At 59.6% G+C, this 18,075-nt stretch carries 15 protein-coding genes; 4 read left to right on the top strand and 11 right to left on the bottom strand.

The annotated features are described in order from the left end of the window. Positions 1-9: 9 nt before the first annotated feature. The 7 genes from EI983_RS19005 to EI983_RS18975 all read right to left on the bottom strand — a co-directional run bounded on the left by EI983_RS19005 (position 10) and on the right by EI983_RS18975 (position 6,372). The gene (locus EI983_RS19005; protein WP_157708903.1) at positions 10-981 is read right to left on the bottom strand and encodes a zinc-dependent alcohol dehydrogenase; all 972 of its coding nucleotides are present in this window, start codon (positions 979-981) and stop codon (positions 10-12) included. Then, positions 978-1,721 carry an SDR family NAD(P)-dependent oxidoreductase gene (locus EI983_RS19000; protein ID WP_157708902.1) on the bottom strand — a complete coding sequence of 248 codons (744 nt, stop codon included), beginning with the start codon at positions 1,719-1,721 and terminating at the stop codon, positions 978-980. The genes EI983_RS19005 and EI983_RS19000 overlap by 4 nt, the downstream gene beginning before the upstream one ends. A 2-nt stretch (positions 1,722-1,723) precedes the next feature. Next, positions 1,724-3,031, bottom strand: coding sequence for a histidinol dehydrogenase (hisD, locus tag EI983_RS18995; RefSeq protein WP_157708901.1), 1,308 nt, complete (start codon positions 3,029-3,031; stop codon positions 1,724-1,726). A gap of 12 nt (positions 3,032-3,043) precedes the next feature. Further along, positions 3,044-4,375, bottom strand: coding sequence for a TRAP transporter large permease (locus EI983_RS18990; protein WP_157708900.1), 1,332 nt, complete (start codon positions 4,373-4,375; stop codon positions 3,044-3,046). Between the two features lie 15 nt (positions 4,376-4,390). Beyond that, a complete protein-coding gene (locus EI983_RS18985) occupies positions 4,391-4,906 on the bottom strand; it encodes a TRAP transporter small permease (RefSeq protein WP_157708899.1) in 516 nt (171 codons plus the stop codon). A gap of 107 nt (positions 4,907-5,013) precedes the next feature. Further along, on the bottom strand, positions 5,014-6,159 hold the full coding sequence (locus tag EI983_RS18980) for a TRAP transporter substrate-binding protein (RefSeq protein WP_157708898.1): 1,146 nt from the start codon (positions 6,157-6,159) through the stop codon (positions 5,014-5,016). 30 nt (positions 6,160-6,189) lie between these two features. Beyond that, complete coding sequence (locus tag EI983_RS18975) at positions 6,190-6,372, bottom strand: hypothetical protein (RefSeq protein WP_157708897.1); 183 nt, start codon at positions 6,370-6,372, stop codon at positions 6,190-6,192. Between the two features lie 175 nt (positions 6,373-6,547). On the opposite strand from EI983_RS18975, the gene EI983_RS18970 reads away from it, so the two are divergent. Then, complete coding sequence (locus tag EI983_RS18970) at positions 6,548-7,597, top strand: LacI family DNA-binding transcriptional regulator (RefSeq protein WP_425500909.1); 1,050 nt, start codon at positions 6,548-6,550, stop codon at positions 7,595-7,597. On the opposite strand, the gene EI983_RS18965 is transcribed toward EI983_RS18970, so the two are convergent. Continuing rightward, a complete protein-coding gene (locus EI983_RS18965) occupies positions 7,594-8,862 on the bottom strand; it encodes a P-loop NTPase family protein (protein WP_157708895.1) in 1,269 nt (422 codons plus the stop codon). The genes EI983_RS18970 and EI983_RS18965 overlap by 4 nt on opposite strands. A gap of 225 nt (positions 8,863-9,087) precedes the next feature. On the opposite strand from EI983_RS18965, the gene EI983_RS18960 reads away from it, so the two are divergent. The 3 genes from EI983_RS18960 (at position 9,088) to EI983_RS18950 (ending at position 14,715) form a co-directional block, all read left to right on the top strand. Continuing rightward, positions 9,088-10,884 carry a hypothetical protein gene (locus tag EI983_RS18960; RefSeq protein ID WP_198389347.1) on the top strand — a complete coding sequence of 599 codons (1,797 nt, stop codon included), beginning with the start codon at positions 9,088-9,090 and terminating at the stop codon, positions 10,882-10,884. 358 nt (positions 10,885-11,242) lie between these two features. After that, positions 11,243-12,208 carry a hypothetical protein gene (locus EI983_RS18955; protein ID WP_157708893.1) on the top strand — a complete coding sequence of 322 codons (966 nt, stop codon included), beginning with the start codon at positions 11,243-11,245 and terminating at the stop codon, positions 12,206-12,208. 41 nt (positions 12,209-12,249) lie between these two features. Next, the gene (locus EI983_RS18950; protein ID WP_157708892.1) at positions 12,250-14,715 is read left to right on the top strand and encodes a spermidine synthase family protein; all 2,466 of its coding nucleotides are present in this window, start codon (positions 12,250-12,252) and stop codon (positions 14,713-14,715) included. Positions 14,716-14,733: 18 nt separating this feature from the next. Here EI983_RS18950 and EI983_RS18945 read toward each other — a convergent pair whose 3' ends face one another. The 3 genes from EI983_RS18945 to EI983_RS18935 are packed head-to-tail and all read right to left on the bottom strand — an operon-like array spanning position 14,734 to position 18,063. Beyond that, positions 14,734-15,657: a type II secretion system F family protein gene (locus EI983_RS18945; RefSeq protein ID WP_157708891.1), complete on the bottom strand. Its 924-nt coding sequence runs from the start codon at positions 15,655-15,657 to the stop codon at positions 14,734-14,736. A gap of 30 nt (positions 15,658-15,687) precedes the next feature. Next, positions 15,688-16,650 carry a type II secretion system F family protein gene (locus tag EI983_RS18940; protein ID WP_157708890.1) on the bottom strand — a complete coding sequence of 321 codons (963 nt, stop codon included), beginning with the start codon at positions 16,648-16,650 and terminating at the stop codon, positions 15,688-15,690. A gap of 3 nt (positions 16,651-16,653) precedes the next feature. Further along, positions 16,654-18,063, bottom strand: coding sequence for a TadA family conjugal transfer-associated ATPase (locus EI983_RS18935; protein WP_157708889.1), 1,410 nt, complete (start codon positions 18,061-18,063; stop codon positions 16,654-16,656). Positions 18,064-18,075 lie beyond the last annotated feature (12 nt).

Below are 18,075 nucleotides of genomic sequence, written 5' to 3'. Positions count from 1 at the left end.
CGGTTGTCTTCAGGGTTTAAGAATAATCTTGGGGGCCGAGGTTTTGCCGGAACGAATATCGGCAAAGGCCGAGGCCCCCTCGGCAAGGCTGCGGGTTTCGACCCAGTCGAGCGGGCCGAGGCGCCCGTCGAACATGGCGGCACAGGTGTCGCGGAAATCCTGGGCGGTATAGGTATAGGTGCCGATCACGGTGATCTCCTGCAGGGTGATGCGGCGGATATCGAACCCCGCGGCACCCCCACCCAAGCCGATATGCAGGATCACCCCGCCCGGATGCGTGGCAGCACTGGCTGCGGCGCGGGTCGCATCGAACCCGACCGCATCCACTGTGATGTCAAACTGCGCACCCAGCACGGAATCGGGATCAGCCACGCGATAGCCCGCCTCCAGCCCTAGGAAGGCCCGGCGCAGCGGGTTGGGATCGGTCAGGGTCACGTCCTTGACACCTTGGGCCAGCAGGCTCAGAGCGGCGGCCACGCCAATGGCCCCTCCGCCGATCACCAGCGCATTCTGGCGCATGTCGTCCGGTACAGCCTCAAGCCCGAGGCGCACCGCATGCCAACTGACCGCGATCGGCTCGGCCAGCGAGGCCTGCTCCAGAGTGACATGGTCCGGCACCTCGACCAGGTTGCGCTCGGGCATCGCCACCGCTTCGGCAAAGGCCCCTTCCCGCGGCGGCATCGAGATGATCTGACGTGTGCTGCACAGGTTATCTCGGCCCGCGCGGCAAGACCGGCAGGTTCCACACGTCACCAGCGGATTGATTGTCACCCGGCGGCCATCCTGCGTCACCCCGGCGCCTTCATGGCCAAGGATCAGCGGCGCGGGCCGGCGATCGTCATGGCCAAGAAAGGCATGCATGTCCGAGCCGCAAATGCCGACACTGTCGATCCGCACCAGAAGTTCGCCCTCGCCCGGCTCAGGGTCCGGCACGGCGCGATGCTCAAGCGTTTCAACACCGGTATAAACAAGCGCTTTCATTTTGCGGTGAAGCCTCCATCGACCATCAGAACCTGCCCCGTGACATAGGCGCAGGCGTCAGAGCAGAAAAACAGCAGCGGGCCGTCAAGGTCTTCGGGCTCGCCATTGCGCCCGATGCAGGTCTGCGCGGCATTCCGCGCGGCGCGCTCGGGGTCGTTGAACACCGCCGCCGTCAGCTCGGTGCGGAAGAAACCCGGACCGATGGCGTTGACGCAGATGCCGCTCGATGACCATGCTTCGGCCATGGCGCGGGTCAGCTGAGCGATACCGCCCTTCGAGGCCCCATAGCTGAGCCCGCCCGGAAAGGCGCGGCTGCTTTGCAGCGACGCGAAATTGACGATCCGGCCCCAGCCCTTGTCCTTCATCGCAGGCACCAGATGCTGCGAGAGGAAGAACGGCACGGCGAGGTTGAGCGTGAGTGTCACGTCCCAGCCTTGAGGTGTCACCTCATCGGCCACCTCGCGGGTGTTGATCCCGGCGGCATGAACCAGGATGTCCGGCGCACCAAAAGGCACGCGCGCGGCGGCGGCCAGCTCTGCCAGACTGTCACGGTCCGACAGATCCCAGGGCAGCGCCGCAACCCCGTCAAGCTGATCCAGGGCCTCCGCACGGCGCGCCACGCCCACAACCTGAGCACCGGCGCGCGCCAGAACCTCTGCGGCACGGCGGCCAAGACCGGAGCTGGCGCCTGTCACAAGGGCGACATGCCCGGTCAGATCAGGGTGGGATGGCGCGCTCATGGTCAGTCTTCGGCAGTCAGATCGAAAGTCTCATGCGGAAAATACTTGGCAAGACGGATATCCGCCGTGCGGGCATGACCTTCCATTCCTTCCAGCCGCGAGATGCGTGCCGTGGCCTCTGCGATGGGTTTCATCGCGTCGGCGGTAGAGCGCTGCCAGGTCACGATTTTCATGTATTTGTGCACACTCAGTCCGCCGGTATAGGTCGCCGCGCGTGAGGTCGGCAGAACATGGTTCGTACCCGACGCCTTGTCGCCGAAGGCTACAGTGGTCTCTTCGCCAAGGAAGAGCGAACCGTAGCAGGTCAGCCGGTCAAGCCACCAATCGAGATCATCGGCCATCACCGTGAGGTGTTCGGGCGCGTATTTGTCCGAAGTTGCCGCCATTTCCTCGCGGTCGGCACACAGGATGACCTCGGCATAGTCGCGCCAGGCGGCGGTGGCGTTCTCGCGGTTCACCTCCGGCAGGTCCTCAATCAGCACGGGCACGAGGCGCATCACCTCTTCGGCCAGCGCGCGGTCATCCGTGACCAGCCACACGGGCGAGTTATAGCCATGCTCGGCCTGGCCCACGAGATCGGTGGCCACGACCATCGGATCGGCATTGCTATCGGCGAGGATCAGGCTGTCAGTCGGACCTGCGATCATGTCGATGCCGACGCGGCCAAACAGGATGCGCTTGGCCTCGGCCACGAACTGATTGCCCGGCCCGACAAGGATATTCGCCTTGGGCAGCCCAAAGAGACCAAAGGTCATCGCAGCGACGCCCTGCACCCCGCCCATCGCCATGATCTTGTCCGCGCCGCAGATATGCGCGGCATAGACGATGGCGGGAGCAATACCCACGCCCGGACGCGGCGGCGAGCAGGCAACGATATGTTTGCAGCCCGCCACCTTGGCTGTGGTCACTGTCATGATGGCGCTTGCGATATGGCTATAACGCCCACCCGGCACATAGCAGCCCGCGGCATCCACCGGGATCAGTTTCTGACCGGCGGTCATGCCCGGAACAACTTCGACCGCGATATCGCTCATCGACGCTTTCTGCGCCTCGGCGAACCGCTTCACGTTGCTGTGGCTGAACTCGATATCGCGTTTCAGCTTTTCCGGCACAGCGGCGATGGCAGCCTCGATTTCGGCGTCTGTCAACAGCACGTTGCCGTCGTAATTGTCGAACTTTGCAGCATATTCCAGCGCTTTCGCGTCGCCGCCTTCCTCAATATCGTTCAGGATCCCCTGTACGATTTCGTTGACATCGGAGGCTCCGCTACGTGCGGTCAGAGCAGCTTTCTTCAGGTACTCAAGGGTCATGGTGTTCGCGTCCTATCGGTAGACATCTGGCAAAAGAGAGGTGGAGAAGGCCGGGATATAGGCGATCATCAACGTCACGATCAGCATGAAGAAGACGAAGGGGATCGCACGGTAGGCGATCTTGAGGATCGACTCGCCCGTAATACCCGACACGACGAAAAGGTTGAGCCCAAGCGGCGGCGTGATGAAGCCGACGCCCAGCGCAGTGATCATCATGATGCAGAACTGGATCTGGTTCATTTCGATTTCCTGCGCCAGCGGGTAGAGGATCGGCGCGAGGATCACGATATTGGGCGTTGTTTCCATCACACAGCCCGCGATGATGAGGATCAGCACCATCATCCCGATCAGCACGTATTCGTTGGTGCTGACAGAGGTGAGTGCCCCGACAAAGCCCTGCGGCACACCGATGATGGCGAGCGCCTCGGCCAGCGGGATCGAGAAGGCGATGATCGGCAGGATCACCCCGTTCACCTTGGCCGAGCTGACCAGCATCGCCGGAAAGTCCGACAGCTTCAGCGTGCCCAGGATGAACCCGATGGCGATGGTGACGACAACCGCCACGGCACCCGCTTCGGTCGGGGTCAGCCGACCCGAGAAGATACCGTAGAAAATGATGCCCGGCACCAGGAAGGCGTACCAGCCGGATTTGATCGTCCGCCACAGGTTCGCGCGCCACTCTGCCGCGGTCATCATGCCGCCCCCTTCCCAGAGGTTCAGGCGGTTCATCACGATATTGGTGATCAGGATAGCCAGCAGGATCAGAAGCCCGGGGATCAGCGCGGCGAGGAACAGGGTCGAGACCGCGACACCCAGCACAAGGCCGATGATGATATAGGCAATCGAGGGCGGGATCAGGATGCCGGTACAGGCCCCTGCTGCCACCAGCGCACAGGCGTAGGGGCGGGGATAACCGCTTTCGACCAGCCGGTCGATGGTCATCCGGCCCACCGCTGCGGCACCCGCAGCATCCGAGCCCGAGATTGCCGCGAACATGCCACAGACCAGCACCGTCGCCGAACCAAAGCCACCTTTGGCCCAGCAGGTCAGCGCCTCGGCCACATCAAGGAATTTTCGACTGAGCCCTGTGCGCACCAGCACGTCACCGGTCAGGATGAAGAGCGGCACAGCGGTCAGAGCGAAGGCGTCAATGCCCGAAAAGAGCTTTTCACCCACCAGGCTCAGCGGCAGGGCGCCGGACATCACCAGCATCACGATCGTCGCCGATCCGATTGCGGCCCAGACCGGCACCGCAAGGGCGACGAGCAGCACAAAGAGAAGTACGGAGGCGTAGAAGTCCCAGCCCAGTTCAAGCGTCTGGGCGCCAAGGGTTTGCCACATCATGGTCCCGGCCCTCCCTTAATCAAACAGTTTGTCGCCTTCGTAGACGGGACGCCCGTTACGAAGGTCAGAGAGGTCGCGCAGGAAGGATTGCGTCAGCCGGAAGATGACCAGCGCAAAACCGAAGGGCACGGCGAAAAGGAAAAACACCTGACTGATGCGCAGCCCATGCGTGACCGAGCCGAATTTCCAGGACACATGCACCGTTTCCCACGACCAGTAGATGGCGATCAGGGCCACGATGAACATCACGATGTCGCCAAAGATATAAAGCAGTGATTTGATGGTCCGCGGCACGTAATGCATCAGAACGTCGATGCGGATGTGCCCCCGTTCCTTGACCGCTGCCGCCGCCCCGATCCAGGCGAGGTAGATGAAGGAATAACGGACGATTTCCTCACCCCAGATCGACGAATAGGCAAACACCTCACGCCGGACCACTTCGATGAACATCGTGCCGACAAGCATGACGTAGAAGATCAAAAGCAACCATCGTTCTGCATTGGCATCAATTGCTCTGTAAAGCTGTGACATGAGGTCCTCCCTCCGGTCGCGTCACGGCGGCCGGCTCTCGTGGATTTTAGGGTGCGGAATTCAGGGGGGAGCCGGCGCTGCGACTGAGCGCCGGCTCTGATCTTGTATCAGGCGTCGTGCACGTAGTAGCGCGCGCGGGTGCCTGCGGCTTCTTCCAGCTTGGCGAAGGTGTCCATGGACCCGGCCAGCTCGGTTTTGAAGCTGTCCCATTCGCTGTTCTGATACCCGCCGGCATCTTTCCATTCGGCCAGTTGATCGTCGGTGAGCGAGTGGAATTCCACCCCGTTCGCGATCAGCTGCGACATGGCATAGGAACGTGCCGACGGAACTTTGGAGAGGTTCTGGTGCTGGGTCACTTCCCCGGCAAACTCGATACCTTCCTTGACGTCCATCGGCAGGCTGTCGAACCATTCGAGGTTGATAGAGTAGACCTGGCTGTCCGGCACCGCCTGAGTGAAGGTGACGTGGCTGAGGATCTCGCCGAAGCCGAAGACATGCAGCGCACCCACCGACGGGTCAAGCGCATCGGCCACGCCCTGACGGATCGCCGACGGGGTTTCGCCCCAGGCCACCGGAGTCGGGTTCGCGCCGACCATCGAGTAGTATTGCTGCAGCATCTTGGAGCCAGGCACGCGGAACTTCACGCCAGACATATCGCCCGGGGTGATGATTGCGTTGCCACCCTTGCGCACCGCGACAACGCGCGGGTCGATGACAATGTAGAACAGGGCTTTGAACCCGGAAGCGGCGATTTTGGGGTCCACCTCTTCTTTCCACGCTGCCGACGACGTGAGGTTGGTGAAGCGCTGGTTGGAGCCGCAGAAATACGGCAGGTTGATCAGGTCGACCACGCTGGCAAAGGGGGCGAAGTTCGACAGCGAGTGCTGCGCGCACTGGATCGTGCCGCCCTGAACCGCCTGGGCCAGTGCGCCGCCGGCACCAAGCTGACCGCCGGGGGCCAGTTTCACATAGACTTTGCCGTTGGTCATGTTCTGGATGTTTTCTTTCAGATCCAGCTGCATGATCGGATAGCTGCGCGACGCACCCAGCACATAGGCCGTGGCCAGCGTCATGGTGTACTCCGCCGCCGCCTCACGGTCACGCTCCTCAGCGGCGGTCTGTGCAGCGGCTTCGGATGACCAGAGCACCCCGCTCGCACCGGCGACGATGGCCGCCGTAAACGCGCCCGAGCCTGCCAGCTTCAGAAAGTTGCGGCGCTCGGCCGAGGCCAGCTCCTGTTTTGTCTTGTCCATGTGTTTTCCTCCCTTAGGACATGTATTCCGTTATTCTTGCTTGGATTTTTCGCGCGCTTCGCTGCGCAGGATACCGACAGAGAAGGCGATGGCTGCACCGAAGAGAATCAGCATCTCCGCCACGATGCCCACAACCGGTGCCTGGCCCACAGCGCCAATGACGACATTTCCAACAAACATCACCAGCAGCACTAATGCGATTACATATGGCATGTTTCCTCCCTGCCCCCCGATTTTACGGGTGAGTCGTTTCTAAATGTAAGCGCTTACATAATTTCATGCAAGCGCTTACATTGCGATCATAGTAGGTTATTGTATGAGAAGACTCGCCAGAAGGTGGCGCACTGACCGGTGTATTGAAGGAAAAGACAGAACGCCTATGGCTCAACTGACGTCAAACGGCTCCGTGCCGACCCTCGCCGATGTGGCGCGGCATGCGAATGTTTCAACCGCCACCGTGTCGCGTTGCCTCAACTCGCCGGATCAGGTTGTGGGCGAAACCCGCGAGCGCGTCCTCAAGGCCGTGCGTGAACTGGGATATGCCCCGAATTTCGGCGCGCGGGCGCTGGCAGCCAAGCACACCAACACCGTGGGCGCGGTTATCCCGACAATGGAAAACGCGGTTTTCGCGCGGGGGCTTCAGGCGTTTCAGGAAGAGCTTGGCCGCCACGGCAAGACGCTCCTGGTGGCTTCGTCGGCCTACAACGAAACGCTGGAAGACGAACAGGTTCGCGCGCTTGTCGCCCGTGGGGCGGACGGTCTGCTGCTCATCGGGTATGACCGAAGCTCCGAGCTTTACGCATTTCTCGCCAAGCGCAAGGTGCCCGCCCTGGTGGCCTGGTCCTATGCCGCGCAAAAGGAACAACCCGCCATCGGCTTTGACAACCGCGCCGCCATGGCCGAGCTTGCCCGGCTGGTGATCGGCCATGGCCATCGGCACATAGCCTGCATTTCTGCCCCTATCGCATCGAACGATCGGGCGCGCGGACGTGTTCAGGGCATTGGCGATGCGATGACAGAAGCGGGGCTTGCGCCCGACGATCTTCTGCTGATCGAAACGCCCTATGGCATCGAAACCGGCGAAGCCGCCTTTCGTCAGGTGATGGCCGACACGCCCGAAACCACCGTGGTGATGTGCGCCAATGACGTTCTGGCTATCGGCGCATTGCGGGCGGCGCGTGAAATGGGTGTGCGCGTGCCCGAGGATGTGTCGGTCACCGGGTTTGACGATATCGAAATCGCGATGCTGGCCGAGCCGGCCCTGACCACCGTACATGTACCGCACCGCGAAATGGGGCGCCGCGCCGCCACCCTCATGATCCAGATGCTGCGCGATGGCGACACTGGCCAAAGTGTGGAACTGCCCACGGATATCCGCCTGCGCCGATCTCTGGGCCCGGCGCGCAGCGGCGATCTGTCAAAGGCATCGATGGCCTAGGCTGATCGCTTGGCCGCCGAGACATTGCGGCTGGCAAGCTCCAACAGTTCCGGGGTGAGTTCAGCGGGCCGATCCAGATACCGACAGGCCGAAACGATATGCTGAAGCAGAAATTCAGGATGCGCACCGGATGTCACCGTGTCCTTGACGACATATTGCTGCTCAAAGAAATCTTCGACGACTGAACGGCGCCATTCCAGTCCGACGCGTTTGCAGGCCGCCTCGAAGATCTGAATATAGTCATCCCGTGTCGGGCTCGGTACGAAAATCTTGAAGTAGATTCGCCGCAGTGACGCCCCGTCGCCCAACTCATCGGGCATCATGTTGGAGGAAAACACCACCAACTGATCGAACGGCACAGTAAACTTCTTGCCGGTGTGAAGCGACAGAATGTCGAACCCTTTTTCCAGCGGAACGATCCAGCGGTTCAGAAAATCCTGCGGTTTTGCTGTCTGACGCCCGAAGTCATCAAGAACAAACACGCCACCGAGCGCCTTGAGGTGCATCGGTGCTTCGTAGAATCGTGCCGTCTGATCAAACGACAGGTCAAGCATCTGAAGGGTCAGTTCGCCCCCCGCAATCACCACCGGGCGCTTGCAGGCCACCCAGCGCGGGTCAAGCTTCAGGTCGCTTTCCGGCATCTCGGTCACTTCGTGCAGGGTCTCGTCAAAGAACCGGATGATCTGGTTGCCCACCAGCAGCGCATAGGGAAAATAGACAACATCCTGAAAAGAGTTTCCCATGGCTTCGGCCAGTGACGTCTTGCCATTGCCCGGCTCTCCATACAGCAGAACCGACCGCCCCGAATTGGCGGCGGGGCCAAGCTGGGCCATCATGCCTTTCGGCAGGACCAGATGCTGTGTCGACCGTTCCAGTTCGCTGCGGTGAATTTCCTCGTGCTTGATGGATTGGCGCCGCGTCTGGCGCTCGAACATATCAAGCGTCACAGGGGCGGGGCCGACATATTGCGAGACCAACATCGCCTCAAGCGCCCATTTGCGTCCCAGATCGGTCAGGGTGTAGCGGATATCGGATTTGATATCGCTGCTTTCCAGACCCTGCGCTTCGACAAGCATGAGGGACGTCATTTCCTTGATCAGCTGACGGCAAACCAGTTTCGGTAGTTTGATTTGCGTCGAAATGCCCTCGGGCGTGATTGTCCCGCTCTCATGCATGATCTTGCAGACAAGCCCGATCAGGTAACTGGAGCTCAGACCGGTTTCTTCGATCGTTCTGGGTGGGGTGAAAAATTCATATGTGTTCAAAGGTGCCTCCCGGACGGGCATGATCGGAATGGTGCCGACTCTGCATCATTCGGTCAAAGGTGCCAAGCGCTAGCTTTTCCAACCAGGCGCAGCACCGGCTGATGCACCTGCGTCGGGCAAGCGCGTTCGTGCAACTCTTTGAGCTCAACTTGTTGCCCGCACTTCCCCACATGCCGGATATGGATCATGCTGAGGCTGCCCGGGATCCGGCACTGGAACATGAGAATGAATGAACAACAGAAGATTCTTTTTGGCAAACCCAGACTTTTGCCAATCATGTTTTTCGGTGTCGCGCTCATCTACTTCATGAAGCAGCTGGTCGTCGCGCCAAATTTCAGTGACAACCTCATCCTGCCGGGTGCCGATGATGCGATGCGGCTGCAATCGGTGCGCGACATGCTGGCCGGGCAGGGATGGTTCGATACACGTCAATACAGGGTCCTGCCGCCCGAGGGGATATCGCTGCACTGGTCGCGTCTGGTTGATGCCCCAATCGCGGGACTGCTCAGCATACTTGAGTGGATGCTGGACAGGGACGCGGCAGAGCGCCTGCTCGTTCTGCTCTGGCCAATGACACTGTTCCTGCTGTGCGCCTGGACAAATATGAAAGTCGCGCGTGCGGGGTTCGGTGTGCCGGCGGCGGTTCTGACATTGGTGTCGCTTTGGTTTCTGCAATCCTATTACACGCGCTACTTTCCGATTGGCCGTCTCGATCATCACAACATTCAGCTTGTTTTGATGCTGGCGGTATTTGGTCTGCTCTTGTCGCGGGGGTGGAAAGCGGCGGCACTGGCCGGGGCGCTTGCAGCATTGTCCATGGCCATCGGGATGGAAAGCCTTCCGTTTCTGGGAATAGCTGGCCTTGTGTGGGTTTGGCGCTATCTGCGCTGCAAGCCGGAGAGCGAGGAGGCCCTGGCGGCCTTCGGCCTGACACTTGGCCTCACCGCTGTTCTACTCTTTGTCGTGCAAACGGACCCGGCCCTCTGGGGGCTGCGCGTCTGCGACCAGCTTTCTCTTCCCTATCTGGCGCTGGTCGGATCTGCTGCGGGTTTGGGGCTTTTGATCCTGGCCACACGGCAGCATCTGCTGACCATGCGCTCTCGCGCGCTGATCTTGTTGGTCACGACGGTCGGCATGGGCATTGTGGTTGTGCCAATACTCGCCCCGTGTTTCGGCGGGCCGTTTGCGGATGTTTCAAACGATGTCCGCGACCAGGTGATCACCCGCATCGGAGAATCCATTCCGGTAGCGCAAATGATCCGGCAGGCACCTGCCATGGCTTTCGTGCTTCTGGGACCGTTGGCTGTTGTCACCCTTCTGTCCGGGGCAATCTGGCTTCGTGAGGTCGCGGCGCGTCGCGACCCGGGGCATTGGGGGCTGCTCACTTTGTTTCTGGCGCTCGGTTGCGTTGGTGCCTTCCTGCAGCTTCGGGCCATGATCTGGGGACATGCGGTGATGGCTGTCGGTTTCGGGGCCGTGATGGCACATCTTCTGAACCGGCCCTGGCCGATCCCTCGCGCTGTGAAGGTCGTTGCCATGATAGTGTTCTTTGCAATCGTTTTTCTTCCGCAGCTTGTTCCCTTGGGCATCAAGAGCATAAAGGCAGCTCTTTACGATACAGGCGGCGCGACCATTCAGGTCGATTTGGTCGAGCTGGATGCAGCTTGCGATCAAGCGTCATTGCTGCGCAGCTTGTCGGATATTCCAGCCACCCTGATTGCATCGCCCCTGAACCTGAGCACGGGCATACTGATCCACACAGCTCATTCCGTCACATCCGCGCCGTATCATCGCAGCACGGATGCAATGCTCAATGGGGTACTGCCCTTCTCCGGTGACATGCCAGAGCTCAGGCGCATGATCGAAACCACCGGAGCAAAATTCGTGCTGGTCTGCGCGGATCAGATTTATGGCACGCCAGATGGTGCAGGCTCCAGACTGTCAGCAAAACAGGCACCGGACTGGCTCGTGCCGGTAGACACCATTGCCCCGCCTCTTTTGTTGTATGAAGTGGCCGAGTGACGGCGCCAACCCAGGCCAACCGAAAACTTCCTTTGAACCGCTGACGATTTCTGAGTTCAAACCGCATCACTCCAGCTGTGCGGTTTTTCCCTGCTGGCGAGGCGCAGGGAAGCTCTCGGGTGTTTTCCATGAAAAACTTTGCCTTTTCAGGTCGTTCCACGCATGATGATCCCCGTGGAAGACCGAGGTCGTCAACAGGGTTGAGATGGTAGCGACGGACAACGCAGAAATTCAGGTGCGAAAGGAGCCGCGCAGTTATCTCTTTGGCAAGACCATAGACATCCTGTGCCTGGGAGGTGGCTCTCTGCCCTTTCTCGTGCTGCTGATGCTACTTCCCCCGGAGGAGTACCGGATCTATGTGCTGGCGCTGGTTCTGGCGATGACCACATTGATCAACAACCCGCATTTCATGCATTCCTATCAGATCTTCTACAGCGATTTCGGCTCCAAGACCGCCCCCGAAGCGCCACTTCGGTGGCGTTATCTTGTGGCGGGGGTCGGCGTGCCGGTGATAGCAGTGATTTTCTATCTCTGGTGCATTGTCACCTTGAATGTCGGCCTGATGGCCCAGGCCGCGAATGTCATGCTCTTCCTTGTCGGCTGGCATTATGTAAAGCAGGGCTATGGCATTCTCATCGTTGAATCGGTGCTCAAGCGCGCCTTTTTCAGTGATCCTGAAAAGCGCCTGCTGCGGTGGAATGCGCTGAGCGTCTGGCTGGCCTCATGGATGTACTTCAACCGGTTGCTTGGCGAATTCGAGATATACGGGTTCACCTATTATGCCATTTCCGTTCCGGACGCGGTGTATCTACCCACTCTGGTGTTTTGCGTGGGTGCCGGTGTTCTGACCGCCGGGATGCTGATCCGGAAGGCCCTCAAGACAAGGCTGCCGCTGAACGGGCTTCTTGCCTATGCAACCTCATCCTATGTCTGGCTCATCATCGGGTATGTTCATCCGCTGACTGCGCTGGTGATCCCGGCCTTTCATTCGTTGCAGTATCTCGCCATTGTCTGGCGCTACCAGCTCAACAAGAATGAGTACGATGCCGACGGCGACGGCTCTCTTTTTGGCGGTCTTGTCCGTACCACGCCCGCGCGCGCCGCTACCCTGAAATTCATCCTTCTGGGCATGGTACTTGGTGTAATATTTTTTTATGCCATTCCTTTTGCGTTAGATTTGGCGATCGCCTATCGCGAAGAGGTTTTCGGAACCACGATGTTCCTGTTCGCCATCTGGGTTTTCATCAACATACACCACTATTTCATGGATAATGTGATCTGGCGGCGGGATAATCCGACGATCAAGGAACATCTATTCAGCTGAGCAGATACGTAACACAGCAGGCACCATCCAGAGGATATAGAATGAATTCGGTACCGGATCAGGACACGGCGGGGCGTTTTGGCCTGCTGAGCGGAACCTTTCTGATTTGTGCCGCGCTGCTGGCATTCGAGATTTCGACGGTCCGGACGATCAATTTCGCAATCGGGCCAAGCTATATTTTCGTGGCTATTTCGCTTGCGATGCTGGGGCTGACCACCGCGGGGTCGGTCCTGTCGCTTTTCGACCTGACCCGGCATCGGCATCGCCGGTCTGTCATTCTGGCCCTGCTGTGCATCGCCATATCCCTGCTGATCCTACTCACACATTCCACCGTGGTCAGCGCCAAGGAAAGCCTGAATGAGGCGATACGCCTTGCCGGTATGAAAAACGGGCTCGATGGTGTGGTCCGAGCCAACCTGATACACGGCCCGCTTCACGCCATGCAGATCGGCCTTGTGCTGACACTGCCCTATTTCCTTTTCGGGGCGCTGTTGTCCTTTCTCTTCGCGACCTCCGCGCCCGAGGAATATTCGCGACTCTACGCTGCCGATCTGATCGGGGCTGCATTGGGATGCGCCGGTATCGTGGCGGCGATGGAATGGACCGGATACGCCTTCTCTGTCAGCCTGCCCGTGCTTGCCGGGTTTGGGGCCGCGATGTGTTTCGCCCGCAAAGACCATGCCCGCTTGCGCTTTGCCGCCGCGCTCGGGCTTGTGGCCTTCGCCCTTCTGCCATTGTGGGACGGGTATCGCGCACTGATCGAACCCGGCAGCGATCCCAATTATCTGGTGCGCGACTATAAGCATGAAACAGCGCCTTCAGAGCGATGGGTTGGCTGGAACAGTTTCACGCGTGTGGCAGCGATCGAAGAGACCGGAAAGCCCGGCGCAGGCGCTGTCCTGTCACTGGCGAATGGCGACGGCATGGCCTTTCTGATGGCTGACCGGCGTGAGGGCGCAGGGCCGCGCACCCATCCACCCGTCATCCCGGCGCTGATCGCCGGTGTGCCAGAGACCGCCCTGATCGTCTTTGCCGGTGCCGGCGCCGACATGATGTCGCTGATCGATCATGGAAGCCGGTCGGTGACCGGGATCGAGCTGAATGCGCGGCTGGTCGAGGCCGCACTTGCCCTTCCGGATTACGGCTTGGCCGGTTTCATGGCGCAAGACGCGGCGAAGCTTCTTATTGCGGAAGCGCGCAGCTTTCTGGAACGCGACGAAACGCTCTATGACATGGTGATGGTGTCATGGAGCGGGGCGACGGCGATCTATCATTTCGGCGCGCTTGGCGGCACCACACAATATGTTTTCACTTATGAAGGCCTTTCGGCGCTTCTGGACCGTGTGGCGGAGAACGGCACAGCCGTGATCCTTCAGGTCAACAAGTTCGACATGCTTCACGGGCTTCGCCGCTATATGGCCGAGCGCGGCCTGCCCGGACCGGATCGTGCCGCGATCGTGCTTTACAAGGACGGCACCAATAACCAGTGGGATGCGTCCTGGGACGACAATCCGCTTCTTATCCGGCTGGATGGCTGGACCGATACGGAAATCTCGGAAGTCAGCGAACGTGCAAGCGCATACGGGTTCGAGATTGCCTATGCCCCCGGCAGAGAAACACCAGAGGCCTACCGGGCCTATGCCGAAATCCTGCAGGCCGACGATCCCGATGCGGCGGTGCGCGCGGCGGCGGAACGCACGACAAAACGGCTGGGCGTCCTGCCGGACAACCGTCCCTTTATCCTCGATCACTTCGATCCTACCCGCTATCTCAGCCGAGATTTCTGGCAGCTGCGAACTACCGGCGTCGTGGCCTATGAAGACACGTTTCACCTGATGCGCGTCGTCTATACGCTAGCCGTTGCCCTGCTTGCTTTCGTACTTGCGCTCGCGCCGCTTGCCCTTCGCCGCAAGAAACCCGCATCCCGACGGCGCAGCAGCGTCTGGTTCATCTATTTCGTGGCCCTGGGGGCGGGCTTCATGTTTGTCGAAATCGGACTGATTCAGAGCACGTCCCTGCTCTACGGCAATCCCGGGCTCACCATCGCCATCGTGCTTGGTCTGGTGATCCTGTCAACGGGGCTGGGCAGCCTGTGCAGCAACTGGTGCTTTGACAAGGGCCTCACGATCAGGCGCAGCGTGGTACTGGTCTGTCTCTATGCGATTGCGGCGGCTGTACTGGGCCCGTTGGCTGTGGACTCCGTGATGGGCGCGGATCTGGCGGTCAAGCTGGCCGTGACCGCTATTCTGATCGTTCCGGGCGGGTTGGCCATGGGTCAACTCTTTCCCCAGGGGCTGGCACTGGCCGGAGCCGAAGATGCAAGCCTCGTCCCCTGGGCCTGGGCCATAAACGGCGCGATGAGCGCGGCGGCGGCTGGTATCGCGCCATTGATCGCACAGGCCACGGGTTTCACCGCGCTCTATGTGATCGGTGCAGGTTTTTATGCGCTGGCCTTCCTGCTCCCGCTGGCCCGGCAGCCGGTGGATGCGACCCCGGCCGTCAGCTGACCTGCGCCCTCCCGCCAATCAACGCGGGGCAAGACCCGAAAGCATCTCGAGAATAACCAGCAGGATCGGAACCAGCACGATGATCAGGTTGACCGGGAACATAAAAAGAGCCATCGGAAACAGCATCTTGATCGGAAGAGCATTGGCCTTTTCCTCGGCCCTGATGAGACGCATCTGCCGCATCTCCTTGCTGAAGACCCGCAATGTCTTGCTTACGCTGGCCCCCAGCTCTTCGGATTGTTTGAACAACACGGCCAGGGTTTGTGCTTCTTCGACAGCGATGCGTTTCGAGAAATTGCTCAGCGCTTCGTGCAGCGGACGGCCTGCGCGGATCTCAAGATTGATGATGCTCAGCTGAACGCCAAAATCGCGGGTCGTCAGCAGGAACTCGCGTGTGACGCGGTCGATCGCCGCGTTGATGCTCAGCCCCGCATCGACGCAGACCAGCAACAAATCCATGAAATCGGGAAACAGTTTGCGAAACTCGCGCGTGCGCTTTTTGCCCATGTTCTCAAGGACAGCCGACGTCAGGATGAAGCCCACACCCGCCGCAACCATGGCCATCATGAGAAGCAAAGCAAGGCTGATCGACGGTGCCATTGCACCGATACCGAATTGCACGGCGCCGAAGGCGATCGCCGCAATGGTGAATCGGATGATATTGAAATATGCCAGAGCCGATTTTGAGAAATATCCGGCCTGCACAAGCCGCATCCGCAAGGAATTCTGCGGTTCATTCTGCACCACGTCGAGGTAGTACCGTATTTCCTCGTTGCCGGAGCCGAGAACCTTGTTGATATCCTCGTTCGACTGCTTCCGCTTGCGCTTTGTGCTGGCCAGGTTGCGGGCGATCTGGCGACGGTTCAGAATATACCTGATGATCGTATAGGCGATGATCAGAACCGCCACAAACAGCGCAACGAGGAAGATAGTTTCGTTCATTGTATCAGGTCTCTGTCCAAGCCGCGCAAATCAGAAATCGAAATTGACGAGCCGCCGGATCACCAGCATGCCCATGAAGATGGCAATCAGGCATCCCGTGACGATGTATGCGCCATAGCCGCTTTCCCAGACCTTGTCGTAGTAGGTCGGGACCAGAAACAGGATCATATAGAAAAGCGCGAAGGGAAACAGCAGCATGATCCAGGCAGTGATCCGGCCTTCGGCAGAAATCGCCTTGATCTTGGCCTTGATCGTCAGCCGGTCGCGGATCATCTGGCCGAGATTGCTCAGGATTTCCGCGAGGTTCCCGCCCGTACCACGCTGAACGCTGACGCTGACCGTCAGCAGGTTCAGCTCCGGCGCACCAACCCGGTCATACATATTCAACATGGCCTGTTCCAGTTCAGAGCCAAACGTCATCTGGTCATTGAGAATGCCGAACTCAGATCCAAGCGGGTCAGGCATTTCCCGCGCCACCAATCCGATCGCCGCAGTAAGCGGATGCCCCGCATTCAGACTGCGCACCACGATATCGATCGCCTCGGGTAATTGCCGCGTGAAGGTCTTGATCCGGCGGTTTCGGACGTAATTGAGAGCCAGGAAAGCCATGACAAACGGAAATGAAATGGTGAATACGTAGGTCATCACCGTCCCGAACCGGAAGAACAAAACCGACAGAAGGTAGGCCAGGCACAGCGTTCCGAAAAAGAAGGCGACGCGTGTGGTCAGGCTCAGCTCCAGACCAGTCTGGCCAATGAAACTGCTGATCTGGTTGCCGATTGTCTGCTCACCATCGCGGCCACCCATGCCACGCCGCCTGAGTAGCTCGCCATAGGCTTCTTCCACCCCGGTCTTCTTCTTGATTGCTTCCAGCCGGTTGACGACATCGGATTTTTTCCTGCGCGAAGACGCGACCAGGCGAATGATGCCATCGATCAGCAGCAGCGTTGCCGCGAAAATCAGACCATAAAAGACAATCGGATTGCTGAACATGTCTCAGAGCACCTTGGATGGATCGAAAAATTCGGAGTTCAGTCGCAGGCCCATGGTTTCCAGATCTTCAAGGAACTTGGGCCGGATACCGGATGCGCGGAATTCGCCATGGATCTTGCCGGAATCGTCAACCCCAAGGCGCTGGAACCTCATGATTTCCTGCAACTGAATGATGTCACCCTCCATGCCCGTGACCTCGGAGATAGAGACAAGTCTGCGGGTGCCGTCTCTGAGACGGGTGAGCTGCAGAAAGAGCTGCACGGCCGAGCTGATCTGTGCCCGGATCGAGCTTTGTGACATGGGCATCCCGGCCATGCCTACCATTTGTTCGATACGACCGATGGCGTCACGCGGGCTGTTTGCGTGAACCGTCGACATCGACCCTTCGTGTCCGGTGTTCATGGCCTGCAGCATATCGAACGCTTCCGAGCCGCGCACCTCGCCGATGATCACCCGATCAGGCCGCATCCGCAGCGCGTTCTTCACCAGGTCGCGCTGCATGATCTCGTTGCGGCCATCGACTGTCGGCGGGCGGGTTTCCAGCCGCACCACATGCGGTTGCTGAAGCTGAAGTTCGGCCGCGTCCTCGATTGTCACCAGCCGCTCATCATGCGGAATAAATGCCGAAAGCGCGTTCAGCATGGTCGTCTTACCCGAACCCGTACCGCCCGAGATAATCATCGACACTTTGCCTTCGACCGCTGCGGCCAGAAGCTCTGCCATACCGCGTGCCAGCGCGCCGTTATCCACCAGCCGGTCCAGCGAATAGGGTTTCTTCGAAAACTTCCGGATCGACACTTGCGGGCCATCGACGGCCACCGGGCGCACCGCGACATTGACACGGCTGCCATCGGCCAGCCGCGCATCGACAAGCGGCGAACTTTCATCAACACGCCGACCGACCGAGGCGACGATCTTGTTGATGATGCGCATGAGGTGATCTTCGTCCTTGAAGCGGACCTTGGTCGCTTCGACCTTGCCAAAGCGCTCAATAAAGACAGTGCCCGAGCCGACGATCAGAATATCGGAAATCGTGTCATCTTCCAGAAGCGGCTCGATCGGGCCGAGGCCCATCATCTCGTCGCCGATATCCGAAATCAGCTTTTCCAGCTCGGTCGAGTTCAGCGGAAAGTTGTTGGTCTTTGCGTAGTCGCGCACCAGCGGGCGCAGTTCGTCATGGATCTCATCCTCTTCCATCGTATCGAGGATCGACAGGTTGATCTTATCCAGAAGGAACCGGTGTAATGCGACCCTCTCATTCACGAAGTCAGGAAGCTCGGGCGCCGCCGCAGGTGCCACCGCGGCGGATTTGACCTCGGAAGGCATGTTCTCTTCAAGCACCAGAACCCCGTCATTGGTTTTGGGCGATGCCTGATTTGTATTGCTGTTACGTCTGAAAAATCGACCGGCCATCGGAGCTCCTGC

Source organism: Roseovarius faecimaris, assembly GCF_009762325.1.
Taxonomy (GTDB): Bacteria; Pseudomonadota; Alphaproteobacteria; order Rhodobacterales; family Rhodobacteraceae; genus Roseovarius; species Roseovarius faecimaris.
The sequence above is the reverse complement of the archived record's forward strand: the minus strand, read 5'-3'. Positions and strand labels throughout refer to the sequence as shown.